Below are 25,546 nucleotides of genomic sequence, written 5' to 3'. Positions count from 1 at the left end.
GCAACCGAGCGCGCCTATGTCGTGAGCCTGCCCGACCAGCGGATGACGACGCGCATGACGACGGAAACGCCAACGCCTGCCACCACGCCCGCCACGGTGCAGTCGCGAATGTCGCTGCGCCGTCCGGCCATGTTCTGGGCGGCTGCGGTCGCCGTCTTCGTCCTGTTCCTCTATATCTTCTCCTCCGTTCTGCTGCCGTTCTTCGCCGGCATGATCCTTGCCTATTTCCTCGATCCGGTGGCCGACTGGCTGGAGCGGCGCGGCCTGTCGCGCATCTGGGCGACGGTGCTGATCCTGATCTCCTTCCTGCTTCTGCTGATCGTCGGGCTTGCGGTTCTCGTTCCCGTCCTCGCCAGCCAGCTTGCCGGCTTCATCGAGCGCGTGCCGGACTATTTCGCGCGGTTGCAGTCGCTCGTCACATCGTTCGATTTCGACTGGCTGTCGTCGCGCATCGGCATGGAGCCGGGCGGACTGGAAGAGGGCATCGGTTCCATCTTTTCCGAGGGGTCCGGGGTGGTCGCGGCGCTGCTCGCGTCGATCTGGAGCGGCGGCCGCGCGGTCGTCGACATTGTCGGCCTGCTCGTCGTGACCCCGGTGGTCGCCTTCTACATGCTTCTCGACTGGGACAAGATGGTCGCCCGCGTCGACCAGCTCGTGCCGCGAAACAATGTCGAGACCGTGCGCCAGATCGCCCGCGACATCGACGCGTCGGTGGCCGGATTCGTGCGCGGACAGGGCACGCTCTGCCTGATCCTGGGGGCCATGTATGCGGTCGGCCTGACGATCGTCGGCCTGAATTTCGGCCTTCTGATCGGCATGTTCGCCGGCCTCATCTCCTTCATCCCTTATGTGGGGTCGATGGTCGGCCTCGTGCTCTCGGTCGGCGTCGCCTTCGTCCAGTTCTGGCCCGAATGGCACATGGTCGCGCTGGTGGCGGCGATCTTCTTCGGCGGCCAGTTCATCGAAGGCAACATTCTCCAGCCCAATCTCGTCGGCAAGAGCGTCGGCCTGCATCCGGTCTGGCTGATGTTCGCGCTCTTCGCCTTCGGCTATCTGTTCGGCTTCGTCGGCCTTCTGATCGCAGTTCCGGCGGCGGCGGCCGTTGCCGTTCTGGTCCGCTTCGCGATCGGCCGCTACGAGGCATCTCCGCTTTACAGCGGCGGACAAAAGCCGCTCGACCGGGTCTGATCGCGTGACGCTTGCGCCCCGACGACCCCTCCAGATTCCGCTCGATCTCGCGCATCGGCCGGCGAGGAGCCGCGACGACCTCGTGCCGGGCGCGTCGATCCGGTCCGCGCTGCATCTGATCGATTCCTATCCCGACTGGCCGGCTCCGGTCGTGGTGATCGTCGGCCCGCGCGGGGCCGGAAAGACGCATCTGGCCGCCGCCTGGCAGGAAATGACCGGCGCCGCCTCGCTCTCCATCGCAGGCATCGGCGCCGAGGCGCTCGACTGGGCCGAGCGCGGGCCCATCCTGGTCGACGATGCGGATCGGGCTCCAATCGACGAGACCGGCCTGTTCCACCTGATCAACGCGGTGCGTGCGTCCGGTAGGCATCTCCTGATGACGGCGGCGACGCGCCCGGTCTCCTGGCCGATCGGTCTTGCGGACCTCGTCTCGCGACTGCGCGCAGCTTCCATCGTCGAGATCGGTGCGCCGGACGACATGCTTCTTGCCGGCGTTCTGACCAAGCTTTTCGCCGACCGTCAGGTCGATGTCGATCCTGCCGTCATCCAGTATGTCGTCAAGCGCATGGAGCGGTCGTTCGAAAGTGCGAATGCCGTCGTCGAGCGTCTCGACGCGGCCGCGCTGGCGCGCAAGTCGCGCATTACGCGCGCGCTTGCCGCGGAGTTGCTGGGAGAGCGATGAACCGTTCTTTCGGGCGTCGGAGGGCACGCTTCGAGCCGCCGATCCTGTTGCGCGCGGGCGATTTTCGAATACTCTGTGGATATGACCATGGAGGCGACAATGCCGCTGCATCGCAAGGCGGAAGAAGCAGGGATCATTTCCCCTGCCGAACTGGCATTGCTGTCCCGCGTTTTCGACGCGACCGAGCGGTCCGGCGAAAACGAGAGCGACCGTGAGGCGCGCGCCTCGCGCATCCTTGGCTATTATCTGGCGGGCATCGACGACGAGGACGAGTTGAAGACGCTCGCCCGTCAGGCTTTGCAGCGGTGAAGTGGCGATCCCGGCAGGATTCGAACCTGCGACCATCGGCTTAGAAGGCCGGTGCTCTATCCAACTGAGCTACGGGACCTGAAACGGCGAACGGCTCAGTGCGTCCAGGGAATCTTGCGATCGTAGCGAAAATTCTCGGCATAGGAAATCTGCCGGCGGCGCGCGTCCTTCGGTTCCTGAACGCGGAAGGCGATGCCGTTGCGCCGGGCATAGGCGACGGCTTCTTCCTGGGTCTCGAAGGTCAAGCGGATCTGGCTCTTCATGTCGCCCGACGAGGTGTAGCCCATCAGCGGATCGATCTTGCGCGGCTGCTCGGGGTCGAATTCGAGAACCCAGAAGCCGGTCTTGGCCTTGCCGGACTGCATGGCCGTCTTGGCGGGGCTGAAGATGCGTGCGGACATCGATTGGTCTCCGTTCTGGCCGCATGGTCGGAGCGGCAGGATTCGAACCTGCGACCCTCTGGTCCCAAACCAGATGCGCTACCAGGCTGCGCTACGCTCCGTGACCTTGCGAGGCCTTGCGCCGTATAGAGTTCGCCCATCCTGGGCGCAACCCTGAAAATTGGAAGAGGGGGACGAACGGCACCTTGTGGCGCCAACGGGAACCAAGAGTCCCATGCAAAGTGCCACGGATCGCATCAGTTCGTCGCGTTTTTGGCCGCTGCATTGGGCTGGTCGCGCTCTTCCAACACGCCATAGCCCTTTCCGAAGAGCATTTCTCCGGCAAAGCCGTCACATGCGCAACGCTATCTGCGAACATGCGGCAACGTCGCTGCGACATGGTTTGAGGGCCCGTCGTCAGAGCATTGGCCTAAATATTTTCCTTGACTAATCTTCCTACCGTCGGCTGCATGAAGCTTGCGTATGGAGAGGCATTGATGACAGGGGATAACGCGTGCCCGATTTGTGGGCAAAAGGCAATACTGGCTTTCAAAGACATGAGGGACAGGCAATATGATGCGGCGCCTACAGCCACATATTACCGGTGTCTTAGGGGAGATTGTCAGCACCTTTTTGTTTCTCCGCCTACTCGGGAAGAAGATCTTTTGTCTCTGTACGCGTCATATTCCACACATGCCGACTCGCCCATTTTCCCGAAAAGCATGAGGGCACGCGTCTATCAAAGCCTGACTGTAGTCTTCGGATTGCCTGACCGGCTAGGCAGTCAGATTGATCGATGGCGCTTGATGGACATGCAAGGTCGGTCGGGAAGCGTTCTGGATGTCGGCTGCGGCTCCGGCAATCTCCTGAAGGAACTGCAGAAAACAAAGTCTGGCCGGAACGTCGGCATTGATTTTGACCCCAAGGCGATTGAGGCCGCGAAATCAAACGGCATTGACGCCCGCGTTTCAACGATTGAAGAAGTGTCCGATGGTCCCTACGACAATCTTCTTTTGAACCATGTGATCGAACATGTTCCCGATCCGCTTGCTTTCTTGAAAACGGCGTATGAAAAAATCAAATGCGGAGGCGTGGCCATCATTCGGACGCCCAATTCGAACAGCCGCCTGGCAAGGCGATTTGGCGATAATTGGCGAGGCTTGGAGCCGCCAAGGCATCTCAATATTTTCACCGTCCCGTCATTACGTGCGGTGGCCAAACGAGCAGGATTTGAAGTTGAGGAAATCACGTCTGCGAACGCGATGCTGCAAGGCATCTATTTCGAAAGTGCAAGACTCAAAGCGGCGTCGGGCGGCTCGGGCCGACGAGGCACCTTCCATTCGCTAATTGCGAAGTTGGCCTTTCCTGGCGTGGTTTTGATGTCCTCTCTTGCGCGTAAGAAAGATGATGAGTGCGGCGAAGAGGTCGTTGCCATCCTTCGGCGTCCATGAAATTACCGCATCAGCGCTGAAAATGGGGGGCTCGCTTCGGCAAGCCTTTTTTGGAAGGGAATACCGATGGACAGAACCGCTCCCGCCGGAGCGGCGATTCTGCTCGACTTCGTTCTGGAGATCGAAGTCGGTACGGAAGGCCGCGAAGGATATAACATCATCTACGGGCACAACGGCTCGCTGTCTCTTCGGAAATCGCGGGTCGCTTTTTGCGTTTAATACACCGCTCGCGCTAAAAAAGCCACGCAATCTACCGGTAATGACGTGTGATACTGTTCTAAGTGATTGGATTGTCGATGTTTTGGAGGTGGGCCCACCTTTTCCAAACCAGGCTGCGCTACGCTCCGACGATCACTGCGGACGCAGCCTGCCTAGTGTGTCGGCAGGCCATTCGCAAGGGGAAATACGACAATGCGCGGGATTCTCAAGCCTTCAGCGCCGCGAACCCCGCTTCGATGTCGGCCTTGACGTCGGCAACGTCCTCGAGACCGATCTGTAGGCGCAGGACGGGGCCGGGATAGTCGACCCTCGAGACCGTTCGGTCCGAAAGGTTGACATGGACGGCAAGGCTTTCATAGCCGCCCCAGGAATAGCCGAGGCCGAAGATCTTCAACGCATCGAGAAAGGCGTGCGCTTCACGCTCGCCGCCCGATCTAAGGACGATCGAGAAGATGCCGCTGGATCCCGAGAAGTCGCGTTTCCAGATGGCGTGGTCGGGATGGCTTTCGAGCGCCGGATGCAGCACCTGCGCGACCTCGTCGCGGGTTTCCAGCCAGCGGGCAAGCTCCAGCGCGCTCTGCTGGTGGCGTTCGAGCCGCACGCCCATGGTGCGCAGGCCGCGCAGCACCTGGTAAACGTCGTCCGGCGCCGAGCACACGCCCATGGTCAGATACGTGTCCCAAAGCTGTTCCCAGCAGTCCGCGTTGGCAGAGACGGTGCCGAGCAGGACGTCCGAATGGCCGGCCGGATACTTCGTCGCGGCGTGAATGGAGATGTCGACGCCATGGTCGAGAGGCTTGAAATAGAGCGGCGTCGCCCAGGTGTTGTCCATCATCACGATCGCGCCGCCGGCATGGGCGGCTTTCGCGATCGCGGGAATGTCCTGCATTTCGAATGTGTTGGAGCCGGGCGCTTCGGTGAAGACGACCTTCGTGTTCGGCTTCATCAGCTTCGCGATGCCGGCGCCGATGCGCGGCGCATAATATTCGACCTCGATGCCGAGGCGCTTCAGCATCGTGTCGGCGAAGCGGCGCGTCGGATTGTAGATCGAATCGACGATCAGCACATGGTCGCCGGCCGACAGGAAGGCGAGGAGCGGCATCGTCACCGCCGCCAGCCCCGAGGGAACCAGGATGGTGCCTGCCGCGCCTTCGAGTTCGTCGATGGCGTGGCAGAGCGCGTCCGAAGTCGGCGTGCCGCGGGTTCCGTAGGTATATTTCTGATTGCGCGAGGCCATGGTCGCGGCATCGGGGAAGAGAACGGTCGACGCATGAACGACCGGCGGATTGACGAAGCCGAAATAATCGCGCGGGTTGTGCCCGCCGTGGGCGAGACGGGTGTTGATGCCCTGCCGGGGCGTGTCGTTCGTCATGCTTTTCCACCGTTGGATTTCAAGTCTTGATTGGATCGATGCGAGCCTGCCCGATCCGGTGCAGCGCAGCAAGGCTGCTCAACCGCTGGGCAGGGATCCGGGCCGGGGCGACGTTGGGGAAGATGGCCGAATGATGGCAGGCCGATAGGTCCACTGGCGCTTTCAGGCTTGACCCAGCAAAATTTATGGCCTTCGATGGCCGCTGTGAATGGGAGACGGGGCAGGGGCAGGTGTCGCCTCAAATCAAGACGGCGCATGTGGCCGCTCCAGCGGCTTCCGGACAAAAACAAGACGGAGCATAAGGAACATGCTTCGAAAACAAGAGGGTAAGTGGGCAATGAACAAGTTTATGGTGGGAATTCTCGGTGGTGCGGTGATGGCGCTCGGCGCATCGACCGCTTCGGCTGCGACCCTCGACGACGTCAAGGCGAAGGGTTTCGTGCAGTGCGGCGTTCACACCGGCCTGGCCGGATTTGCCGCCCCCGATGATGCCGGCGAGTGGACCGGCTTCGACGTCGACATGTGCCGCGCCGTTGCCGCTGCCGTCTTCGGCGACGCCGATTCCGTGCAGTACACGCCGACCAATGCGACCGAACGCTTCACCGCGCTGCAGTCGGGCGAAATCGACCTGCTCGCACGCAACACGACCTGGACGCTGACGCGCGACACGACGCTCGGCCTGACCTTCGCCGGCGTGAACTATTATGACGGCCAGGGTTTCATGATCAACCAGACCGCGCTGCCGGACATCAACTCCGCGCTCCAGCTTTCGGGCGCGGCGATCTGCGTGCAGTCCGGCACGACGACCGAACTCAACCTGGCCGATTATTTCGCCGCCAACAACATGGAATACAACCCGGTCGTCTTCCAGGGCTTCGAAGAGACCAACGCCGCCTATGAGGCTGGCCGCTGCGACGCCTACACGACCGATGCCTCGGGCCTCTACGCGCTTCGCCTGACGCTCGCCAACCCGGACGAGCACGTCGTTCTGCCGGAGATCATCTCCAAGGAGCCGCTCGGACCTGCCGTTCGCCAGGGCGATGAGCAGTGGTTCAACATCGTCAAGTGGACTCTTTTCGCAATGGTTCAGGCCGAGGAACTCGGCATTACGTCCGAGAACCTCGAAGAGATGCTCTCTTCGGAGAGCCCGGAAGTGCGTCGCGTGCTCGGTCTGGAAGACGAGTCGACCATCGGTCAGGGCCTTGGCCTCGAGAACGACTGGGTCCAGGCCATCGTTCGTGAAGTCGGCAATTACGGCGAAGTCTTCGACCGCAACATCGGCACCGGCAGCCCGCTTGCCATCGCGCGTGGACTGAATGCCCTTTGGACCGACGGCGGTCTGCAGTACGCACCGCCGCTGCGCTAAGCAGGTTCGGACTGGTTTCGGGAGGCGGATTCCGCCTCCCGTTCTCTTTGGCGCGGAGGGAAAATGGCTTCGCAGATGAGTGTGCGCGGCGAAGAGCCCGCACGGGTGTCCTGGGTGAACGATCCCAAGACGCGCGGCATCGTCTTTCAGGTTGTCGTCGCGGTTGCGCTGATCGGCTTCATCTACTGGATCATCGGCAACACGGCGGAAAACCTGCGGCGCGCGAACATCGCTTCGGGATTCGGTTTCCTCAACGGGCGCAGCGGCTTCGATTTGAGCCAGACGCTGATTCCGTATTCGTCGAACTCGACCTTCATGCGGGCCATCATCGTCGGCCTCCTGAACACGCTTCTCGTGGCCGTCACCGGCATCATCACGGCCACCATCGTCGGCTTTCTCATCGGCATCGGACGCCTTTCCGGAAACTGGCTGATCGCGCGGATCTGCACGGTCTATGTCGAGATCTTCCGCAATCTGCCGCCGCTCCTGGTCATCTTCTTCTGGTATGTCGGCGTGCTTTCGGTGCTGCCTGGACCGCGCCAGTCGGTCGAGCTTCCGCTCGGTGGCATGATCAACAATCGCGGTCTCTATCTGCCGCGACTCCTGACCGAACCCGGCTTCTGGCTCGTGCCCGCCGCGTTCGTGCTGGGCATCGTTCTGACCATCTTCTTCATCCGCTGGGGACGCCGTCGCCAGATGGCTACCGGACAGGTGTTTCCGGGCTTTCGCGTCGGTCTCGGTCTGATCCTCGGGCTGCCGATCCTCGCCTTCGTCGTTTCGGGAATGCCCGCAACGCTCGAATATCCTGAAATGGCCGGCTTCAACATCCGCGGCGGCCAGGTCGTCCTGCCGGAGTTCCTGTCGCTTTATCTCGCCCTCTCGCTCTACACGGCCTCGTTCATCGCCGAAATCGTACGCGCTGGCGTCCTCGGCGTGGCCAAAGGCCAGTCCGAAGCGGCCTATTCGCTCGGGCTTTCACCGCGCCGCACGCTGCGTCTCGTCGTGGTGCCGCAGGCGATGCGGATCATCATCCCGCCGCTGACGAGCCAGTATCTGAACCTGACCAAGAACTCGTCGCTGGCGATCGCGGTCGGCTATGCGGATTTGGTTGCGATCGGCCAGACGACCATGAATCAGACGGGTCAGGCCATCGAGGTCGTGGCGATCTGGATCGTCGTCTATCTCGGTCTCAGTCTCATCACCTCGGCATTCATGAACTGGTACAACGCCAAGATGGCGTTGGTGGAGAGGTAGGACCATGCAGGAACACGACCTTTCCTATGTTCGCATGGAGATGGTGAACGCCCAGAACGCGCCCGAGCGCGAGAAGGGCGTCACCCGCTGGCTGCGCAAGAACCTGTTCGCTACGCCGGTCGACGGGCTGCTGACGTTGATCGGACTCCTGATCGTCGCCTATGCGCTGCCCAACATCGTCCGCTGGGCCTTTATCGATGCGGCCTGGATCGGGCCCGACCGTTCGGTCTGTTCGACCCAGTCGCAGGGCGGCATCCAGCCGGACGGCTGGTCGGGCGCCTGCTGGGCCTTCGTCAACGCCAAGTTCTCGCAGTTCATGTACGGGCGCTATCCGGTTTTCGAACGTTGGCGCGTCGACCTGACGGCGGTGATGTTCATCGCGCTTCTGGTGCCGCTCCTGATCCCGCGCATTCCCTACAAGGCGCTGAACGCCGTCATGTTCTTCGGCGTCTTCCCGGTCGTCGCCTATTTCCTGCTCGTTGGCGGCAATTTCGGCCTGAACCGCGTCCAGACCTCGCTCTGGGGCGGCCTGCTGGTCACGATGGTTCTTTCCTTCGTCGCCATCTCGGTATCGCTGCCCTTCGGCATCCTTCTGGCGCTTGGCCGACGATCCAGGCTGCCGGTGATCAAGATGATCTGCGTCGTCTTCATCGAGACGATCCGCGGCGTGCCGCTGATCAGCGTCTTGTTCATGGCGAGCGTCATGCTGCCGCTCTTCATGCCCGCCGGCACGACGTTCGACCGCTTCCTGCGCGCCGTCGTCGGTCTGTCGATCTTCGCCTCCGCCTATATGGCCGAAGTCGTTCGCGGCGGCCTTCAGGCGATTCCGAAGGGCCAGTATGAGGGCGCGTCCTCGCTCGGCCTCGGCTATTGGCAGTCGATGGGTCTGATCGTGCTTCCGCAGGCGCTGAAGCTGGTGATTCCGGGCATCGTGAATACCTTCATCGGGCTCTTCAAGGACACCAGCCTCGTCTACATCGTCGGCATGTTCGACCTTCTGGCAATCGTTCGCCAGAACTTCTCGGATGCGAACTGGGCCTCGCCGCAGACGCCGAAATCCGGCCTGATATTCGCCGGACTGATCTTCTGGGCGTTCTGCTTCGCGATGTCGCGCTATTCGATCTACATGGAACGCCGGCTCGACACCGGCCACAGAAAATAAGGCCAAGGGGAACCGACATGGCTACTCAAGACGCCGTCATGGCAAGCGACCGCCCGCTCGACCGTTCGAAGATGCAGATCTCGGATACCGACGTTGCGATCGAGATCATCGGGATGCACAAATGGTATGGCGACTTCCATGTGCTGCGTGACATCGACCTGAAGGTCATGCGCGGCGAGCGGATCGTGGTGTGCGGGCCTTCCGGTTCGGGCAAGTCGACCATGATCCGCTGCATCAACCGGCTGGAAGAGCATCAGAAAGGCAAGATCATCGTCGACGGGATCGAACTGACCAATGATCTGAAGAAGATCGACGAAGTGCGCCGCGAAGTCGGCATGGTGTTCCAGCATTTCAATCTCTTCCCGCACCTGACGATCCTCGAGAATTGCACGCTCGCGCCGATCTGGGTGCGCAAGATGCCGAAGAAGCAGGCCGATGAAGTCGCGATGCACTATCTGGAGCGCGTCAAGATTCCCGAACAGGCGCACAAATATCCGGGCCAGCTTTCGGGCGGCCAGCAGCAGCGCGTCGCCATCGCGCGCTCCTTGTGCATGAACCCGCGCATCATGCTGTTCGACGAACCGACCTCCGCGCTCGACCCGGAAATGATCAAGGAAGTGCTGGAGACTATGGTCGGTCTCGCCGAGGAAGGCATGACCATGATCTGCGTCACGCACGAGATGGGTTTTGCGCGTCAGGTCGCCAACCGCGTCATCTTCATGGATCAGGGGCAGATCGTCGAGCAGAACGTGCCGGAGAAGTTCTTCGACAATCCGCAGCACGAGCGCACGAAGCTGTTCCTGAGTCAGATCCTCCACTGATCATGGCACCGCGAGGCCGCCAGTCGCGGCTGCTTCGCGGCCTCCTGGCAATCCTTGTTGCGGCTGGTTTGGCGGTCGTTCTGGGTGCAGTCGTGCCGCGCCCGCTCGTCGCGGAAAATGACGCGGGATCGGCGCGGCAGGTGCTGCTGGTCGCCAATGCGATCCATACCGACATCGCCTTTCCGGCCGACCCGGACATTCTCGACCGGTTCGGCTTCCTGGCCGAGGACGGCCTGCCGCTCGACGCGCCGGAACTTGCCTGGCTGGTGATCGGCTGGGGTGGCCGCGCCTTTTATCTCGAGACACCGACCTGGGCCGATCTGAAGCCCGTTCCGCTGGCAAGGGCGTTGACGCTGGATCGGGCGGTAATCCATGCGGCGCTGGGCGGGGCGATCGCGCTGCCGATGGAGGGCGTCGTCGTGCTCGACGTCGACGACCGCGAACTCGGCGCGATGATCGACGAGGTTCTCGAAACGCTCGTCCGCGATAGCCAGGGCCGGCCGGAGGTCATTGCGGATGCCGGCTATGGCGAGTTCGATCGGTTCTATGAGGCGCGGGGCTGGTTCAACGTGCTCATCGGCTGCAATCTGTGGACGAGCCGCGTGCTGCGCGAGGGCGGGTTCCGGACCGGCTGGTGGAATCCGCTGCCGGTCAGCCTGCTCTGGTCCGTTCGGACTCACAACGCGCTGGCGTCGTGACCGTAAAGCCAGTCGAAATCGGCGGCCAGCCGTTGCGGGTCGCGTGTCTTGAGCGCCAGGTTCCGGGCGATCGCAATCGGACCGGCTGCGTGCCAGACGAAGCGGTTGAAGCGTGCGCGCCCGGCGACGCGTGAAAGGCGTGGGCGACGCACGGCCTCATAGCGGGCGAGAGCCGACGCAATGTCTGATGAAGCGATCAGAGCGGCGGCGAGCGCAGCGCCGTCCTCGATCGCCATCGCCGCGCCCTGTGCGGCGTAAGGCGTCATCGCATGAGCGGCATCGCCGACGAGGAATCCGCTCGCGTCGCCCCATTTGCCGGATGGTTCGACGGCATAGAGCGGCCAGCGCGTCCAGCCGCCCACGCCTGAAAGCAGATCACGCAAAGCGCCTGATCGGTCGTTCGGTAGCGGCGCCATGTCGGCCACGCCTTGCGACCAGCCCTCCGCGCCGGCCTTGCCCGGCATGATCGCGACCAGATTGATCGCCTGCCCCTGCCGGACCGGATAGGCAACGAGGTGGAAGGAGGGGGCGAGGAGCGCGCTGACGTTTGTCGGCGACAATTGGGCGGCAAGGTCGGCGAAGGCGGAATGGCCGGCTTCGACCAGCGCCCGCCAGGCGACATGGCCGCTGAAACTGGCTGGCGAGGCGCCGGGGATGCGGGCGCGCATCGTGGACCAGACGCCATCGGCGCCGATGGTCAGATCGGCATTTGTCGAGGGATCGATTTCCGACCCGAAACGGATATTTATCTGCGGTTCCCGCAAAGCCGCATCAAGCAATATGCGTTGCAGGTCGCCTCGATGGATGACGAGATAGGGCGCGCCCCAGCGCCTCGCTGCGAAATCGCCGAGCGTGACGGAGGCGAGCGGCTTCAGGTTGCGCGCATCGCGAAGCTCGATCGCTTCGGGTGCGACGGATGCCGCTTGAAGCGCGGGCAGCAGACCCAGCCGATCGAGAAGCCGGGTCGCGTTGGGGGAAAGTTGCAGTCCGGCACCGACAGGTTCGAGGCTCAGCGCCCGTTCCGCGACGTCGACCTCGAAGCCCGCGCGGGCGAGGAAGAGCGCTGTCGTCAGGCCGGCAATGCCGGCGCCTGCGATCTGGACGCGCCAGCTCACCTCAGGCGGCGTTCTCGTGATAGGCCGCGCCCGCCGGCACGCTCTCGCTGGCCTTCAGGCTCGCATTGAAGCGATAGAGCGTGGAGCAGTAGGGGCAGACCTTTTCGTCGTCGTCGCCCATGTCGAGAAAGACATGCGGATGGTCGTAGGGCGGGTTCGCGCCGACGCACATGAATTCCCTGACGCCGATCTCGATGACCGGATGGCCCTCGTCGTTCTGGAAATGGGGAATTGCGTGGCCGGCCATGACGGACTCCGAAGATCGTAATATTCAGCTTGAGCGTTTGCAGCATCGGTCCTGCCATTGCAAGATGCGTGATATGAAACTGTCGCAAAAGGCTGGCAGGAACGGGCATGGGGCGCGATGGTCGCGACATGCGGGAGCCGGGTGATCAGATGAACGAGATGAAGCCAGTCGAACGCAGCTTTGCAAGCCCGGTGGCAAAGCTCGTCAAGTCGCCGGACGACAATCCGGACCGCTTCGTCAATCGTGAATTTTCCTGGCTCCAGTTCAATCGCCGGGTGCTGGACGAGTCCCACAATCCCAGCCATCCGCTTCTGGAGCGGCTGCGCTTTCTGTCGATTTCGGCGACCAATCTCGATGAGTTTTTCATGGTGCGCGTGGCCGGCCTCGCGGGGCAGGTTCGCGCCGGCATCGCCATCAAGAGCCCGGATGGGCGCACGCCCGAGGAACAGCTCGAACAGATTCTGCTCGAAGTCTCGAGCCTTCAGGAAGACCAGCAGAAGAGCTTTTCGCTGCTCGCCGAACTCCTGCGCAAGGAGGGGGTCGAGATCGTCCGTACCGCGCCCTTGTCGAAGGAGGACAAGGCGTGGCTGGAGGATCATTTCCTCGAGGCGATCTATCCGGTGCTGACGCCGCTATCGGTCGATCCGGCGCATCCGTTCCCGTTCATCCCCAATCTCGGCTTCTCGATGGCGCTGCAACTGCGCCATCGCAAGGAGGGCGAGGAGATGTCGGCGCTGCTGCGCCTGCCGGTGGCGCTCAACCGCTTCATCCGCCTGCCCGACAAGCGCAAGCACACGCGGTTCATTGCGCTGGAGGACGTGGTCGAGCTCTTCATCGGCCGGCTCTTTCCCGGTTACGAGGTCAAGGGATCAGGCACGTTCCGCATCATCCGCGACAGCGATATCGAGGTGGAAGAAGAGGCCGAGGACCTTGTTCGCCTGTTCGAGACCGCGCTGAAGCGGCGGCGGCGCGGGCAGGTGATCCGCATCGAGTTCGACGACGAGATGCCCGCCGCGCTGCGCGACTTCGTCGCCTCGCAGTTGAATGTCGGCGCCTCGCGCATCAGCGTCCTGTCCGGGCCGCTCGCGATCAGCCAGATTTCGGAGATCGTGTCGCTGCCGCGCGAGGATCTGAAGTTCCAACCCTTCAATCCGCGCTTTCCCGAACGCATCCGCGAGCATGGCGGCGATTGCTTCGCGGCGATCCGAGAAAAGGACATCGTCGTCCACCACCCGTATGAATCCTTCGATGTCGTCGTCCAGTTCCTGCGCCAGGCGGCACTTGACCCGGACGTCGTCGCGATCAAGCAGACGCTCTACCGCACCTCGAACGACAGCCCGATCGTGCGGGCGCTGATCGACGCCTCGGAGGCCGGCAAGTCGGTGACGGCGCTGGTCGAGCTCAAGGCGCGGTTCGACGAGGAAGCCAACATCCGCTGGGCGCGCGATCTCGAACGCGCGGGCGTTCAGGTCGTCTTCGGGTTCCTGGAACTGAAGACCCACGCCAAGATGTCGCTCGTCGTGCGCCGCGAGGACGGCAGGCTGCGCAACTATGTCCACCTCGGCACCGGTAATTACCACCCGATCACCGCGCGCATCTATACGGACCTGTCCTATTTCACCTGCGAGCCGCAGATCGCACGCGACGTGGCGCAGGTGTTCAATTTCATCACCGGCTATGCCGAGCCGACCGACCAGATGAAGCTCGCCATCTCGCCCTTCACGCTGCGCCAGCGCCTCATCGGCCACATCCGCGCCGAGATCGACTTCGCCAATAAGGGAAAGCCGGCGCAGATCTGGCTGAAGATGAATTCGCTGGTCGACCCAGTCGTCATCGATGCGCTCTACGAGGCGAGCCGCGCCGGCGTCGAGATCGACATCGTGGTGCGCGGCATCTGCTGCCTGCGCCCCCAGGTGCCGGGTCTGTCGGACAACATCCGCGCCAAGTCGATCGTCGGCCGCTTCCTGGAGCACAGCCGCATCTACTGCTTCGGCAACGGCCACGGCCTGCCGTCGGATGAGGCGATCGTCTACATCGCGTCGGCAGACATCATGCCGCGCAATCTCGATCGGCGCGTCGAAACCATGGTGCAGATCACCAACCCGACCGTGCATGAACAGGTTCTCGGCCAGATCATGCTCGGAAACCTGATGGACAACCGGCAAAGTTTCGAAGTATTGCCGGACGGCACCTCGCGGCGGATGACGCCGGAGGAGGGGGAAGAACCGTTCAACGCGCAGGAATATTTCATGACGAACCCGTCTCTGTCCGGTCGCGGAAATGCCCTGAAGTCCCATGCGCCCAAACGGATCGCGCGCCATCGCCGCAAGAAGCATGACTAAGGCCGCATGATTGCCACCTCCCAGGGCCGGTTGCAGGACCGGCGTCCGCTGTCGATCATCGACATCGGCTCGAACTCCATCCGTCTCGTCATCTATGAGGGCATCGCGCGCTCGCCGACCGTTCTCTTCAACGAGAAGATGCTGGCGGGCCTTGGCCGCGGCATCGTGACGACCGGCAAGCTCGACCCGGATGGCGTGCGCCGCGCGGTCGAGGAATTCGGCCGCTTCCGCGCGCTCTCGGAGCAGGCCGGCGCCGAAAGCCTTCATGTCATCGCCACGGCCGCCGCGCGCGAGGCCGAGAACGGACCCGATTTCATCTCGCGTGCGGAAGACATTCTCGGCACGAAGATCAAGGTCCTGACCGGCCGGCAGGAAGCCTACTATTCCGCGCTCGGCATCATATCGGGCTTTCATCCGGCCGACGGGATCGCCGGCGATCTCGGCGGCGGCAGCCTGGAACTCGTCGACGTCAGGGGCGAGGCGATCGGCGACGGCATCACCCTGCCGCTCGGCGGCTTGCGCCTTCAGGAAATGGCGCAGAATTCGCCGACGGCCGCGACTCGCATCGCGCGCACCGAATTGATCCGCGCCCAGCTTCTGCGCGCCGGGCAGGGGCGCACCTTCTACTGCGTCGGCGGCACCTGGCGAAACCTTGCCCGCCTGCACATGCTGGTCAACGGCTATCGCCTCAACGTCATGCATCACTACGAGATGCCGATGGAGGGACTGTCCGATTTCCTGAAGCAGGTCGCGTCCGGCGAACTCGACAAGGTCAAGGGCATCGACCGGATTTCCAAGAACCGCCGCGCGCTCCTGCCTTATGGCGCGACGACACTGCTCGAAGTGATGCGCTCGATGAAGCCTGAAAAGGTCGTGGTTTCCGCGCTCGGCGTGCGTGAAGGCTATCTCTATTCGCTGCTGTCAGACGAGGAAAAGCAGAAGGACCCGCTGATCTCGGCCGCCGAAGAACTGGCGATCCTGCGCGCTCGCTCGGTCACTCATTCGCGCGAACTCGCCGAATGGACGGGGACAAGCTTTCGCGCCTTCGGCATCGAGGAGAGCGAGGCGGATTCGCGCTACCGGCAGGCGGCTTGCCTTCTGGCGGATATCGGCTGGCGCGCCCACCCCGAATATCGCGGAACGCAATCGCTCAACATCATCGCCCACGCCTCGTTCATCGGCGTCGACCACCCCGGCCGCGCCTTCATCGCGCTGGCGAACCTTTTCCGGCACGAAGGCGTGTTCGAGGATGCGGTCTCGCCGGAAATGCGGGCGCTCGCGACGCCGCATTATGTCGAGCGCGCGCGCATTCTCGGCGCGCTCCTGCGGGTGGTCTATCTCCTATCGGCATCGATGCCGGGTATCATTCCGAAACTGAGCTGGCGCACGAAGCCGGACGGAACGATCTGTCTGGTGGTTCCGGCCGATTATCGCGGACTGATGGGCGAGCGCCCCGCCGGCCGCATGGCGCAACTCGCGAAGGTGCTCGGCCGTCCAATGGAACTGGTGGTCGAGGATCAGTAGTTATTCGGCCGCGGCGATATCGAACTCGACGATCCGGCGCTTTTCAAACTTCAGCCCGACCTCGCCGCGCACGAGTTGCAGCGCGCGTTCGCCGAAGACTTCGCGGCGCCAGCCCGAAAGAGCAGGAACGGTTGCATTTTCGCCTTCGCCGGCGATCTTTTCCAGATCGTCGCCCGAGGCCAGCACCTTGGGCGCGACGCCTTCCTTTTCGGCGATCAGCTTCAGAAGAACCTTCAACAACTCGACGGCCGCGCCCGATCCTTCCGGCTGATGGACCTGTTTGGGCATCTTCGGAAGCTGCTCCTTGGGCAGGTCCAGCGCCTGATTGACGATTTCGAGCAGCGCGGCGGCAGTCGACGAGCGCTCCCAGCCCTTAGGCGTCGAGCGAAGCCGCCCCAGTGCCTGGCTGTCGCGCGGTCCCTGTTGGGCGATCTCGTAGATGGCGTCGTCCTTGACGACGCGCTGACGCGGAACGTCGCGCTCGCGCGCCTCGCGGTCGCGCCACGCGGCGAGTGCCTGCACGATCGCCAGCTCCTGCGGCTTGCGCACGCGCATCTTCAGCCGCTTCCAGGCATCGTCCGGGTGCGGGTCGTAGGTCTCGCGCGCGGTGAGGACGTCCATTTCCTCTGTCAGCCAGTGGGCGCGGTCCTCGCGCTCGAGTTCGGTGCGCAGATATTCGTAGACTTCGATCAGATAGGTAACGTCGGCCAGCGCATATTCGAGCTGCTTGTGGGAAAGCGGGCGATGACGCCAGTCGGTGAAGCGCGACGACTTGTCGAGCCGTGTGCCGGTAACCTTCTGGACGAGCTGGTCGTAGGAGACGCTGTCGCCGAAGCCGCAGACCATGGCCGCGACCTGCGTGTCGAAGACGGGATGGGGGATCATGTCGCCGAGATGGAAGACGATCTCGATGTCCTGCCTTGCGGCATGGAAGACCTTCGTCACCTTCTCGTTCGCCATCAGGCGGAAGAATGGGGCAAGGTCGATGTTTTTTGCGAGCGGGTCGACGAGGGCGGTCACGCCGGGCGCGGCCATCTGGATCAGGCACAGGATCGGCCAGAAGGTCGTCTCGCGAATGAATTCGGTGTCGACGGTGACGAAGCTCGACTGTTCGAGCTTTGCGATGACGGCTTCGAGTTCGGCCTGATCCTGAATGAGATGCATGTCTTGCTTGGCTATCCTGTCCTTTGCTTCTCATTCACAGCCGATCAACCGAACGTCAACCGAATTCTCGGCACCCGATCACTTTGGACGGTCCGCCTTGCCGGGCTTGTGTGCGAGCTTGGCGAAGAAGGGCGAGGTGCGCAAAAGCGCGGTGAAGCGGCCGCGCTCGGTGCGCGGCGGGGCGGCGCGCACCCGCATCCGGTAGAGCGTGACGCAGATGAAGAGCGCATAGACGCCGACGAGATAGAAAAAGAGCGCCGAATTGCCGAACTGCGTCAGCAGCGCCGAGGAGGCGAGAGGCCCGATCACGGCACCGATGGCGTAGAAGAACATCAATGCAGCCGCGACCTTCACATAGCCGCCTTCTCCCGCATTGTCGTTTCCGTGCGCGGCGGCCAGTGAATAGATCGGCATGGCGAAGGCTGAGAATATCAGGATCAGCGCGAAATGGATGAGGCTGCCCGAATCCGTCGCCATCGCGAGCGCGAGCGCCGCCACCATTGCGGCGGCCGAAGTCAGGAGCAGCGTCTTGCGTCGGTCCCAGCGGTCGGACAGCGCGCCGAGTGGATATTGCAGCACGACGCCGCCGATGACGCCCAATGAGATGAAGGTCGCGATCTCGCCGACACTCATGCCGATCGACTGCGCATAGAGCGGGCCGACGAGGCGAAAGGCGCTGTTGGCAAGTCCGGCGACGGCCGAGCCGATGCAGGCGAGCGGCGAGATCAGCCAGACGCTCTTCAGGTCGAGCTTCAGTTCGACCGGCGGCTTGGGATTGGAGCGGTCGCCGAGCGAAACCGGCACCAGCGACAGCGTGATCATGATCGCCATCACGCCGAAGATCGTGAAGCCTTGCGTGCCGAAGAGCGGGATCATGAATTGCGAGAGCGTCGTGCCGACGAGGTCGATGACGCGGTAGACGGCTGTGGCGCGTCCGCGCGCGTCGTTGCCGACGCTGGAATTGATCCAGCTTTCCATCACGGTGAAGAGGCCGGCGAAACAGAAGCCGATGATGAAGCGAACCACGATCCAGAGGATCGGGTCGACGAAGAGAACGAGCGTCAGCGTGCCGCTGGCGGCAAGGGCGGCGAGCGCGGCGAAGCAGCGGATGTGGCCGACCGCGCGCAGCATTTGCGTGATCGTCATGCAGCCGAGGAAGAAACCGGCGAAATAGGCAGCGCCGATGACGCCGATCAGCCCGGTCGAAAAGCCTTCCTCCTGCCCGCGCAGTGCGATCAGCGTGCCTTGCAGGCCGTTGCCGGCGAGCAGGATGCCGGCGGCGAGCAGGAGAGGAAGGAGAGGGCGGATGGAAGTCATGAAAATCCAGGCCGGGTCGAACCTTCATGGCATGGTCGGATGGGCGCGGCCATAAGCCAGGTCCGCAAAGAAGTGATCCAAACGATCTTCTCGGCCGCCCCCCGCAGGCTCGATCCCCATTCCAAGGCAAGCTTGACCGGCCAACCAACCTTGACAAAAGTGGCACTGCGTGCGCTTGTCGCGCCGATTTTCGAGGTGCCTCGGGCGCCTTTTGCCGCTACCCAATTCGGAAGAACTGACATGCACGCCTATCGCAGCCACACTTGCGCGCAACTTCGAAAGAGCGACGTCGGCGCGAATGTGCGCCTGTCCGGTTGGGTGCATCGCGTGCGCGACCATGGCGGGCTGCTGTTCATCGACCTGCGCGACCATTACGGCCTGACGCAGATCGTCGCCGACCCCGATTCGCCCTGCTTCAAGGTCGCCGAAACGGTGCGCGGCGAATGGGTGATCCGCGTCGATGGCGAGGTCAAGGCGCGCATGGACGAGACCGTCAATGCAAACCTGCCGACCGGCGAGATCGAAATCTTCGCGCGCGACATGGAAGTCCTGTCGAAAGCGAAGGAACTGCCGCTGCCGGTCTTCGGCGAGCCGGACTATCCCGAGGAGATCCGCCTCAAATACCGCTTTCTCGACCTGCGCCGCGAGACGCTTCACCGCAACATTGTCCAGCGCACGAAGATCATTGCCGAGATGCGTGCGCGGATGGCGGATGCCGGCTTCACCGAATATTCGACGCCGATCCTCACAGCCTCGTCGCCCGAAGGCGCACGCGACTTCCTGGTGCCCTCGCGTTTGCATGAAGGCACGTTTTACGCGCTGCCGCAGGCGCCGCAGATCTACAAGCAGTTGATCATGGTGTCGGGCTTCGACCGCTATTTCCAGATCGCGCCCTGCTTCCGCGACGAAGACCCGCGCGCCGACCGCCTGCCGGGCGAGTTCTACCAGCTCGATCTCGAAATGAGCTTCGTCGAGCAGGAAGACGTGCTCTCCACGATGGAGCCGGTGCTGCGGCAGGTGTTCGAGACCTTCGCTGGCGGCAAGCCGGTGACGCAGAAATTCCCGCGCATCGCCTATGACGAAGCCATGCGCAAATACGGTTCCGACAAGCCCGACCTGCGCAACCCGATCGTCATGGAAGAGGTCTCCGACCATTTCCGCGGCTCGGGTTTCAAGGTGTTCGCGAACATCCTCGCCAACGACCCGAAGGCCGAGATCTGGGCGATTCCGGCGAAGACCGGCGGCAGCCGAGCCTTCTGCGACCGGATGAACTCCTGGGCGCAGGGCGAGGGCCAGCCGGGGCTGGGATACATCTTCTGGCGCAAGGAAGGCGAGAAGCTCGAAGGCGCCGGTCCGCTCGCCAAGAATATCGGCGAGGAGCGGACCGAGGCAATTCGCCAGCAACTCGGCCTCGAGGATGGCGATGCCTGCTTCTTCGTCGCGGGCGATCCAAAGAAGTTCGTGTCCTTCGCAGGCGCCGCGCGCACGAGGGCGGGCGAGGAACTGAATCTCGTCGACCGCGACCGCTTCGAACTGTGCTGGATCGTCGATTTCCCGTTCTTCGAATGGAACGAGGACGAGAAGAAGATCGACTTCGCGCACAACCCGTTCTCGATGCCGCAGGGCGGCATGGAGGGCCTCCAGGGCGACGACCCGCTGGCGCTGAAGGCGTTCCAGTACGACATGGTCTGCAACGGCTTCGAGATCGCGTCGGGCGGCATCCGCAACCATCTGCCCGAGACCATGGTCAAGGCGTTCGAGATGGTGGGCCTCAGCCGAGAGACGGTCGAGGAGCGCTTCGGCGGGCTCTACCGCGCCTTCCAGTACGGCGCGCCGCCGCATGGCGGTATGGCTGCGGGCATCGACCGCATCGTGATGCTTCTGGTCGGCGCCAAGAATTTGCGGGAAGTCACCATGTTCCCGATGAACCAGCAGGCGCAGGATTTGCTGATGAACGCGCCTTCGGCGGCAACGCCGCAGCAATTGCGCGAACTGCATCTGCGTGTAGCGCCGACGGCGAAGAAGGACGGCTGACGGATGGCAGCGGGCGGCATGACCGAACAGCGTCGCCCGCGCATACTTCTGACGGGATTTTCTGTCTTCCCGGGCGCTCCGGTCAACCCGACCGAAGCTCTGGTGGGAAGCCTGCGCGAGGCGCCTCTCGCTATCGATTCCGATCTGAAGACTGCGGTGCTGTCCGTCGAATACGACACGATTGCCGCCCAGCTTGCCGCGCTATGTGCCGATTTCCAGCCGGACATCGCGCTGCATTTCGGGCTCGCGCGCGAATGCAGGGGGTTTCGGCTCGAACGCATCGCGCGCAACACCAATGCCAAGGCGCGACCCGACAATCTCGGCAACATGCCGGTGGCGGCTGCGATCTGCGCTGGACCCGAGACGCTCGCTTCGACCCTGCCGCTGATGGAGATCGAACGACGCCTCGCCGCAGCCGGTCTGCCGGTCGAGTGGTCGGACGATGCCGGCGGCTATCTGTGCAACACGGTCTTCACCCTCTCGGCGGCGCACGCCTGCGAGGGCTTGAAGCCCACGATGGCCGGTTTCATCCACGTTCCGCCGCTCTATACGGATGCCTCGGCGACCGGTGCGACCATGTTGCTCTCCGATCTGCGCCGCGGTGCGGACATCATCGTGTCGGCGGCGGTCGACGCATGGAGCGGATCATGATGCGACGTGCATTCCTTGCGCTGGCGCTGTTCGCCGCCGCCATTTCTGGAACTGCGGCAAATTGGGAGGCCGTCGAACGTGTGGAGCCCTATTCCATATCGGGCACGACCGGCATCGAGCTTTACCAGTCGATCGGCGCGAACGGGCCGAAGATCGGCATCGGCCGCGCCATCGCCTATACGAATTTCGACCTGAAGTGGTCACGCGACTATCAGCCTCAGCCGGACGGGTCCTGCGTGCTGGTGACGGCGCGCCCGCATCTGATCATCACCTATGCCCTTCCAAAGCCGTCGAGCAGCCTGTCGCCTGCGATGCAGCGCAACTGGGACCGGTTCATCGAGGGCATCCGTGCACATGAACGGGTGCATGGCGAGGACATCAAGGAGATGGTCCGCGCCATCGAAGCCTATTCGGTCGGTTTGCGCGCGCCGGCCGATCCCGGCTGCCAGAAGGTGCGGCAGAAACTCCAGGCCCGGCTCGGCGAGCTTTCGCAGGCGCAGCGCCAGAAAAGCCGCGATTTCGACCGGGTCGAGATGAGCAATGGCGGCAACATCCACCAGCTCATCCTGACCCTCGTCAACGACTGACTTCCCTCGACGCCTATTCGTTCGCCGTCACGGTCAGGTTCAATTGCTGGACCAGCGCATCGGGCGAGGCCATGCCGGCGGCAAGCAGCATCGCAAAGGGAACCGGGTTCGCCGGCGCGGCGCGGATCGTCAAGGATTGCGGATCGTCGAGGAACTGCGACAGCGCGGCGGTCACCATCTGCGAAAGCTGCGGTGCGTTGATGCCGGCCATCATGAAGGGCAGCACGGCCTTGGTCTGGTTGGCGACGTCGGCAGCCGAAATGCCCTGATCCTCGGCGGCGAATTCGAGCACTTTCGTCGTCAGCGAAGAATCGTCGAAGCTGATTTCGAGCCCGTGCAGATTGAGCTGTTGCATGAGGCCGAGCATCGCCAGCCCCTGCCGCGACTGTTCGGCCTCCGAACTCGCGGCCATGCGCTCCGAGGTCTCGCGCAGCGCCTTGATGAAGGCCGGCGTATAGCCGCTGACGTCGAATGCGATGCCGAGCGTGCCCGCATCGTCGACGATGAAATCGTATTGCGAAAGCTTCAGCCGGCCGTCGCCCGCAGCCCAGCTTCCTACAAAGGCCATGCTGCCGGTGACCTGCTCATAGCCGAGCCGCGCCAGGACTTCCGTGTGCTTGGGATCGTCGGTTACCGTCAAATCCGTCGAGAAGCTGTCGGCGCCGCCGGTGAAGGAAAGTTCGCCGTCGCCCTCGGGCGGCGTGACCTCGACATTGAGATTGTCGAGGGTGAAGACCTCGCGCCCTTCGGTTTCAAGCCGGGCAGATCCGAGTGCCGCCCGCTCGTAGAAGAAGATCTCGGCACCCGCGACATCCACCCCTTCGTTGGGCAGGAAGACCTCCTCCATGACGAGATCGGTCAGTGAAAGCGTGCCGCCGGCCTCGGTCGCGGTATAGGTCGGCATGGCGATGCTGCCGACGCGATAGCCGCCCTCGGCATCAGTGATCCCCGTCAGTTCGATGTCGCCGATCGGCTGCGCCTGTCCGTCCGAAGTGACGGTGACGCCGGTCAGCGTCGCATCGGACCCGAATATGTCGGCCGCGGCCCAGTCGAGCGTGATGCCCTGGTCCTGCATCAGAACCTTCATCCGCGCCAGAGCGGCGTCGATGTCCTGCGCCCAGGCGCCCGAAAGCGTGGTCGCGGCAAATGCGGCGGCGAGCGCCAGTGTCTTCATTTTCGTCGCAACGATTTGCATCGGTGGCACCTCGATATCCGTGTTGCCGCGAGAATGAGCGCAGACGCGGCGAAAACGCAAATGATGTTTCTGTGGCGCAATTTCATGGGGCGGCGCTTTTCGGTGGATTGACAAGCGGTGTGACGGCGCGCGGCCTTGCTGCGTATCCCCCGGGTGGTTAAGCGATAACCATGGGAAAAAGCCTTTTGCCGCCTGGCGCCGGAGACGGCGATCATATCGAGCCGGTCGACCTGAAGAAGGCGCTCGAGGAGCGCTATCTGGCCTATGCGCTCTCCACCATCATGCACCGCGCGCTGCCCGACGTGCGCGACGGTCTGAAGCCGGTTCATCGGCGCATCGTCCATGCCATGCGGCTCCTGCGGCTGAACCCCGAGCAGGGCTTCGCCAAATGCGCCCGCATCGTCGGCGAGGTGATGGGCAAGTTCCATCCGCATGGCGATCAGTCGATCTACGACGCGCTCGTGCGCCTCGCCCAGTCCTTCTCGGTGCGCTATCCGCTCGTCGACGGGCAGGGCAATTTCGGCAATATCGACGGCGATAACGCCGCCGCCATGCGCTACACCGAAGCGCGCATGACCGAGGTGACGACCGAGCTTCTGGCCGGCATCACCGAGGATGCGGTCGATTTCCGCCCGACCTACAATGAGGAGGACGAGGAGCCGGTCGTCCTGCCGGGCGCGTTTCCGAACTTGCTCGCCAACGGCTCTTCGGGGATCGCCGTCGGCATGGCGACGTCCGTGCCGCCGCATAATCTGGCTGAACTCTGCAAGGCCGCGCTGCATCTGATCGATCATCCCGACGCCGAGGTCGAGGACCTTCTGACCCGCGAGCCGCATCCGACCGACCCGGACGAGAACATGGTGCGCGGGCCGGATTTTCCGACAGGCGGCATCATCGTCGACGATTTCGACATGATCGCGCAAGCCTACAAGACCGGGCGCGGCTCGTTCCGCGTGCGGGCCAGATGGGAGCAGGAAGACCAGGGCAGGGGCACCTACCAGATCGTCGTCACCGAGATTCCCTATGGTGTCCAGAAGGCGCGGCTGGTCGAGAAGATCGCCGAGCTGCTGCTCGCCCGCAAGCTGCCGCTGCTCGACGACGTGCGCGACGAGAGCGCGGAGGACATCCGCCTCGTCCTCGTGCCGAAAAGCCGGCTGGTCGATCCGGCGCTCTTGATGGAATCGGTGTTCAAGCTGACCGAGCTCGAAAGCCGCTTCCCGCTCAACATGAACGTTTTGACGCGCGGCAAGGTGCCGAACGTTCTCTCGCTCAAGGGCGTGCTGGTCGAGTGGCTGGAGCACCGCAAGGAAGTTCTGATCCGCCGCTCGCGCCACCGGCTGGCGGAGATCGAGCGGCGGCTGGAAATCCTCGGCGGCCTGCTGATCGCCTATCTCAACATCGACGAGGTGATCCGCATCATCCGTGAGGAGGACGAGCCCAAGAAGGTGATGATCGCCCGCTGGGACCTGACGGACACCCAGGCCGAAGCCATCCTCAACATGCGCCTGCGCAATCTGCGCAAGCTGGAGGAGTTCGAGATTCGCAAGGAGCACGACGCGCTGACCGCCGAAAAGGCGCAGATCGAGGCGCTTCTGGCATCGGATGCGAAGCAGTGGAAGACGATCCGCTGGGAAGTCGAGAAGATCCGCGACAAGTTCGGCTCGCACACGGATCTCGGCCGTCGCCGCACCCAGTTCGCCGACGCGCCCGAGCACGATGTCGGCGACATCCATCATGCGATGATCGAAAAGGAACCGGTCACGGTCGTCGTGTCCGAAAAGGGCTGGCTGCGCGCGATGAAAGGCCATATGGCCGATTTCTCGGCGCTGACCTTCAAGGAGGGCGACAAGCTGAAGCTCGCCTTCCATGCGCAGACGACCGACAAGATCATCGTCTTCACGACCGGCGGCAAGTTCTACACGCTCGGCGCGGACCGGCTGCCGGGCGGGCGCGGCCATGGCGAGCCGATCCGCATCATGGTCGACATGGAAAACGATCAGGACATCCTGACCGCCTTCGTCCACGACCCGCAGCGCCGGCTGCTGCTCGTCAGCCGCGAGGGCTACGGCTTCACTGTCCCGGAAGCCGAAGTCGTCGCCAACACGCGCAAGGGCAGGCAGGTGATGAACGTCAAGACGCCCAGCGAGGCGCGGCTTTGCCTCGCCGTCTCGGGCGATCATCTCGCGATCGTCGGCGAGAACCGCAAGATGCTGGTCTTCCCGCTGGCCGAGGTGCCCGAGATGACTCGCGGCAAGGGCGTGCGCCTCCAGCGCTACAAGGATGGCGGCGTGTCGGATGCCAAGACATTCGCGATGGAAGCGGGGCTGACCTGGATGGATTCGGCCGGCCGCGCCTTCACCCGCAGCCAGGCCGAACTGATCGAGTGGATCGGCAACCGCGCGACGGCCGGCCGCATGGTGCCGAAGGGCTTCCCGCGAACCGGCAGGTTCTAGGAACGATCGTTGCGC

The 25,546-nt window shown here is 63.3% G+C and carries 23 protein-coding genes and 2 tRNA genes; 16 read left to right on the top strand and 9 right to left on the bottom strand.

What is annotated here, in order from left to right; translation table 11 throughout:
- The first annotated feature begins 108 nt into the window (after nucleotides 1–108).
- The 3 genes from PZ895_RS11720 to PZ895_RS11710 all read left to right on the top strand — a co-directional run bounded on the left by PZ895_RS11720 (nucleotide 109) and on the right by PZ895_RS11710 (nucleotide 2,179).
- On the top strand, nucleotides 109–1,188 hold the full coding sequence (locus PZ895_RS11720; RefSeq protein WP_275839254.1) for an AI-2E family transporter: 1,080 nt from the start codon (nucleotides 109–111) through the stop codon (nucleotides 1,186–1,188).
- A gap of 4 nt (nucleotides 1,189–1,192) precedes the next feature.
- Nucleotides 1,193–1,870 carry a DnaA regulatory inactivator HdaA gene (gene hdaA / locus PZ895_RS11715; protein WP_275839169.1) on the top strand — a complete coding sequence of 226 codons (678 nt, stop codon included), beginning with the start codon at nucleotides 1,193–1,195 and terminating at the stop codon, nucleotides 1,868–1,870.
- Nucleotides 1,871–1,969: 99 nt separating this feature from the next.
- Nucleotides 1,970–2,179 carry a hypothetical protein gene (locus PZ895_RS11710; RefSeq protein ID WP_275839168.1) on the top strand — a complete coding sequence of 70 codons (210 nt, stop codon included), beginning with the start codon at nucleotides 1,970–1,972 and terminating at the stop codon, nucleotides 2,177–2,179.
- A gap of 2 nt (nucleotides 2,180–2,181) precedes the next feature.
- On the opposite strand, the gene PZ895_RS11705 is transcribed toward PZ895_RS11710, so the two are convergent.
- The 3 genes from PZ895_RS11705 to PZ895_RS11695 all read right to left on the bottom strand — a co-directional run bounded on the left by PZ895_RS11705 (nucleotide 2,182) and on the right by PZ895_RS11695 (nucleotide 2,681).
- A tRNA-Arg gene (locus PZ895_RS11705) sits at nucleotides 2,182–2,258 on the bottom strand.
- Between the two features lie 16 nt (nucleotides 2,259–2,274).
- The gene (locus PZ895_RS11700) at nucleotides 2,275–2,580 is read right to left on the bottom strand and encodes an ETC complex I subunit (RefSeq protein ID WP_275839167.1); all 306 of its coding nucleotides are present in this window, start codon (nucleotides 2,578–2,580) and stop codon (nucleotides 2,275–2,277) included.
- A gap of 24 nt (nucleotides 2,581–2,604) precedes the next feature.
- A tRNA-Pro gene (locus tag PZ895_RS11695) sits at nucleotides 2,605–2,681 on the bottom strand.
- 600 nt (nucleotides 2,682–3,281) lie between these two features.
- Here PZ895_RS11695 and PZ895_RS11690 point away from each other — a divergent pair.
- Together PZ895_RS11690 and PZ895_RS11685 are read left to right on the top strand one after the other, a co-directional pair.
- Entirely contained in the window at nucleotides 3,282–4,010 is a 729-nt protein-coding gene (locus PZ895_RS11690) for a class I SAM-dependent methyltransferase (protein ID WP_275839166.1), read from the top strand.
- A 66-nt stretch (nucleotides 4,011–4,076) separates the two neighbouring features.
- A complete protein-coding gene (locus PZ895_RS11685; protein ID WP_275839258.1) occupies nucleotides 4,077–4,229 on the top strand; it encodes a hypothetical protein in 153 nt (50 codons plus the stop codon).
- 205 nt (nucleotides 4,230–4,434) lie between these two features.
- Here PZ895_RS11685 and PZ895_RS11680 read toward each other — a convergent pair whose 3' ends face one another.
- Entirely contained in the window at nucleotides 4,435–5,601 is a 1,167-nt protein-coding gene (locus PZ895_RS11680; protein WP_275839165.1) for a cystathionine beta-lyase, read from the bottom strand.
- A gap of 337 nt (nucleotides 5,602–5,938) precedes the next feature.
- On the opposite strand from PZ895_RS11680, the gene PZ895_RS11675 reads away from it, so the two are divergent.
- The 5 genes from PZ895_RS11675 (at nucleotide 5,939) to PZ895_RS11655 (ending at nucleotide 10,902) form a co-directional block, all read left to right on the top strand.
- Nucleotides 5,939–6,967 (top strand): amino acid ABC transporter substrate-binding protein, encoded by a 1,029-nt coding sequence (locus PZ895_RS11675; RefSeq protein WP_275839164.1) that lies wholly within the window; start codon nucleotides 5,939–5,941, stop codon nucleotides 6,965–6,967.
- A gap of 63 nt (nucleotides 6,968–7,030) precedes the next feature.
- The gene (locus PZ895_RS11670; protein ID WP_275839163.1) at nucleotides 7,031–8,221 is read left to right on the top strand and encodes an amino acid ABC transporter permease; all 1,191 of its coding nucleotides are present in this window, start codon (nucleotides 7,031–7,033) and stop codon (nucleotides 8,219–8,221) included.
- Between the two features lie 4 nt (nucleotides 8,222–8,225).
- A complete protein-coding gene (locus PZ895_RS11665; RefSeq protein ID WP_275839162.1) occupies nucleotides 8,226–9,383 on the top strand; it encodes an amino acid ABC transporter permease in 1,158 nt (385 codons plus the stop codon).
- Between the two features lie 17 nt (nucleotides 9,384–9,400).
- Nucleotides 9,401–10,204 carry an amino acid ABC transporter ATP-binding protein gene (locus tag PZ895_RS11660; protein WP_275839161.1) on the top strand — a complete coding sequence of 268 codons (804 nt, stop codon included), beginning with the start codon at nucleotides 9,401–9,403 and terminating at the stop codon, nucleotides 10,202–10,204.
- A 2-nt stretch (nucleotides 10,205–10,206) separates the two neighbouring features.
- Entirely contained in the window at nucleotides 10,207–10,902 is a 696-nt protein-coding gene (locus tag PZ895_RS11655) for a TIGR02117 family protein (RefSeq protein ID WP_275839160.1), read from the top strand.
- Here PZ895_RS11655 and PZ895_RS11650 read toward each other — a convergent pair.
- Nucleotides 10,881–12,017, bottom strand: coding sequence for an FAD-dependent monooxygenase (locus PZ895_RS11650; protein WP_275839159.1), 1,137 nt, complete (start codon nucleotides 12,015–12,017; stop codon nucleotides 10,881–10,883). The two genes, PZ895_RS11655 and PZ895_RS11650, sit on opposite strands and share 22 nt — an antisense overlap.
- 1 nt (nucleotide 12,018) lies before the next feature.
- The gene (locus tag PZ895_RS11645; protein WP_275839158.1) at nucleotides 12,019–12,264 is read right to left on the bottom strand and encodes a zinc-finger domain-containing protein; all 246 of its coding nucleotides are present in this window, start codon (nucleotides 12,262–12,264) and stop codon (nucleotides 12,019–12,021) included.
- A gap of 149 nt (nucleotides 12,265–12,413) precedes the next feature.
- Between PZ895_RS11645 and PZ895_RS11640 the strand changes: the two genes are divergently transcribed.
- Nucleotides 12,414–14,606, top strand: a complete 2,193-nt coding sequence (locus PZ895_RS11640; protein ID WP_275839253.1) for an RNA degradosome polyphosphate kinase — start codon at nucleotides 12,414–12,416, stop codon at nucleotides 14,604–14,606.
- Between the two features lie 6 nt (nucleotides 14,607–14,612).
- The gene (gene ppx / locus PZ895_RS11635) at nucleotides 14,613–16,130 is read left to right on the top strand and encodes an exopolyphosphatase (RefSeq protein WP_275839157.1); all 1,518 of its coding nucleotides are present in this window, start codon (nucleotides 14,613–14,615) and stop codon (nucleotides 16,128–16,130) included.
- Here ppx and rnd read toward each other — a convergent pair whose 3' ends face one another.
- Nucleotides 16,131–17,294: a ribonuclease D gene (rnd, locus tag PZ895_RS11630; protein WP_275839156.1), complete on the bottom strand. Its 1,164-nt coding sequence runs from the start codon at nucleotides 17,292–17,294 to the stop codon at nucleotides 16,131–16,133. It lies immediately after the preceding gene.
- A 78-nt stretch (nucleotides 17,295–17,372) separates the two neighbouring features.
- Nucleotides 17,373–18,611 (bottom strand): MFS transporter, encoded by a 1,239-nt coding sequence (locus tag PZ895_RS11625; RefSeq protein ID WP_275839155.1) that lies wholly within the window; start codon nucleotides 18,609–18,611, stop codon nucleotides 17,373–17,375.
- A gap of 240 nt (nucleotides 18,612–18,851) precedes the next feature.
- Here PZ895_RS11625 and aspS point away from each other — a divergent pair, with 240 nt between their 5' ends.
- From aspS to PZ895_RS11610, 3 genes are read left to right on the top strand one after another with little or no spacing between them, the layout of a single operon-like run.
- A complete protein-coding gene (gene aspS / locus PZ895_RS11620; protein WP_275839154.1) occupies nucleotides 18,852–20,645 on the top strand; it encodes an aspartate--tRNA ligase in 1,794 nt (597 codons plus the stop codon).
- An 18-nt stretch (nucleotides 20,646–20,663) separates the two neighbouring features.
- Nucleotides 20,664–21,296 (top strand): pyroglutamyl-peptidase I, encoded by a 633-nt coding sequence (locus tag PZ895_RS11615; RefSeq protein ID WP_275839153.1) that lies wholly within the window; start codon nucleotides 20,664–20,666, stop codon nucleotides 21,294–21,296.
- On the top strand, nucleotides 21,296–21,883 hold the full coding sequence (locus PZ895_RS11610; protein WP_275839252.1) for a DUF922 domain-containing protein: 588 nt from the start codon (nucleotides 21,296–21,298) through the stop codon (nucleotides 21,881–21,883). The genes PZ895_RS11615 and PZ895_RS11610 overlap by 1 nt, the downstream gene beginning before the upstream one ends.
- A gap of 13 nt (nucleotides 21,884–21,896) precedes the next feature.
- On the opposite strand, the gene PZ895_RS11605 is transcribed toward PZ895_RS11610, so the two are convergent.
- On the bottom strand, nucleotides 21,897–23,078 hold the full coding sequence (locus PZ895_RS11605) for a hypothetical protein (RefSeq protein ID WP_275839152.1): 1,182 nt from the start codon (nucleotides 23,076–23,078) through the stop codon (nucleotides 21,897–21,899).
- Nucleotides 23,079–23,248: 170 nt separating this feature from the next.
- Here PZ895_RS11605 and parC point away from each other — a divergent pair, with 170 nt between their 5' ends.
- The gene (parC, locus tag PZ895_RS11600) at nucleotides 23,249–25,531 is read left to right on the top strand and encodes a DNA topoisomerase IV subunit A (RefSeq protein ID WP_275839151.1); all 2,283 of its coding nucleotides are present in this window, start codon (nucleotides 23,249–23,251) and stop codon (nucleotides 25,529–25,531) included.
- Nucleotides 25,532–25,546: the final 15 nt, after the last annotated feature.

Source organism: Mesorhizobium sp. YIM 152430 (assembly GCF_029210365.1).
Classification (GTDB): domain Bacteria; phylum Pseudomonadota; class Alphaproteobacteria; order Rhizobiales; family Rhizobiaceae; genus Aliihoeflea.
The sequence above is the reverse complement of the archived record's forward strand: the minus strand, read 5'-3'. Positions and strand labels throughout refer to the sequence as shown.

Bases quoted from the DNA above. Each gene is read 5' to 3' on its own strand.
- PZ895_RS11720 (WP_275839254.1), top strand. From the start codon at position 109: ATGTCGCTGCGCCGTCCGGCCATGTTCTGGGCGGCTGCGGTCGCCGTC.
- PZ895_RS11710 (WP_275839168.1), top strand. From the start codon at position 1,970: ATGCCGCTGCATCGCAAGGCGGAAGAAGCAGGGATCATTTCCCCTGCC.
- PZ895_RS11700 (WP_275839167.1), bottom strand. From the start codon at position 2,580: ATGTCCGCACGCATCTTCAGCCCCGCCAAGACGGCCATGCAGTCCGGC.
- PZ895_RS11690 (WP_275839166.1), top strand. From the start codon at position 3,282: ATGAGGGCACGCGTCTATCAAAGCCTGACTGTAGTCTTCGGATTGCCT.
- PZ895_RS11685 (WP_275839258.1), top strand. From the start codon at position 4,077: ATGGACAGAACCGCTCCCGCCGGAGCGGCGATTCTGCTCGACTTCGTT.
- PZ895_RS11680 (WP_275839165.1), bottom strand. From the start codon at position 5,601: ATGACGAACGACACGCCCCGGCAGGGCATCAACACCCGTCTCGCCCAC.
- PZ895_RS11675 (WP_275839164.1), top strand. From the start codon at position 5,939: ATGAACAAGTTTATGGTGGGAATTCTCGGTGGTGCGGTGATGGCGCTC.
- PZ895_RS11670 (WP_275839163.1), top strand. From the start codon at position 7,031: ATGGCTTCGCAGATGAGTGTGCGCGGCGAAGAGCCCGCACGGGTGTCC.
- PZ895_RS11665 (WP_275839162.1), top strand. From the start codon at position 8,226: ATGCAGGAACACGACCTTTCCTATGTTCGCATGGAGATGGTGAACGCC.
- PZ895_RS11660 (WP_275839161.1), top strand. From the start codon at position 9,401: ATGGCTACTCAAGACGCCGTCATGGCAAGCGACCGCCCGCTCGACCGT.
- PZ895_RS11655 (WP_275839160.1), top strand. From the start codon at position 10,207: ATGGCACCGCGAGGCCGCCAGTCGCGGCTGCTTCGCGGCCTCCTGGCA.
- PZ895_RS11645 (WP_275839158.1), bottom strand. From the start codon at position 12,264: ATGGCCGGCCACGCAATTCCCCATTTCCAGAACGACGAGGGCCATCCG.
- PZ895_RS11640 (WP_275839253.1), top strand. From the start codon at position 12,414: ATGAACGAGATGAAGCCAGTCGAACGCAGCTTTGCAAGCCCGGTGGCA.
- ppx (WP_275839157.1), top strand. From the start codon at position 14,613: ATGATTGCCACCTCCCAGGGCCGGTTGCAGGACCGGCGTCCGCTGTCG.
- rnd (WP_275839156.1), bottom strand. From the start codon at position 17,294: ATGCATCTCATTCAGGATCAGGCCGAACTCGAAGCCGTCATCGCAAAG.
- PZ895_RS11625 (WP_275839155.1), bottom strand. From the start codon at position 18,611: ATGACTTCCATCCGCCCTCTCCTTCCTCTCCTGCTCGCCGCCGGCATC.
- aspS (WP_275839154.1), top strand. From the start codon at position 18,852: ATGCACGCCTATCGCAGCCACACTTGCGCGCAACTTCGAAAGAGCGAC.
- PZ895_RS11615 (WP_275839153.1), top strand. From the start codon at position 20,664: ATGACCGAACAGCGTCGCCCGCGCATACTTCTGACGGGATTTTCTGTC.
- PZ895_RS11610 (WP_275839252.1), top strand. From the start codon at position 21,296: ATGCGACGTGCATTCCTTGCGCTGGCGCTGTTCGCCGCCGCCATTTCT.
- PZ895_RS11605 (WP_275839152.1), bottom strand. From the start codon at position 23,078: ATGCAAATCGTTGCGACGAAAATGAAGACACTGGCGCTCGCCGCCGCA.
- parC (WP_275839151.1), top strand. From the start codon at position 23,249: ATGGGAAAAAGCCTTTTGCCGCCTGGCGCCGGAGACGGCGATCATATC.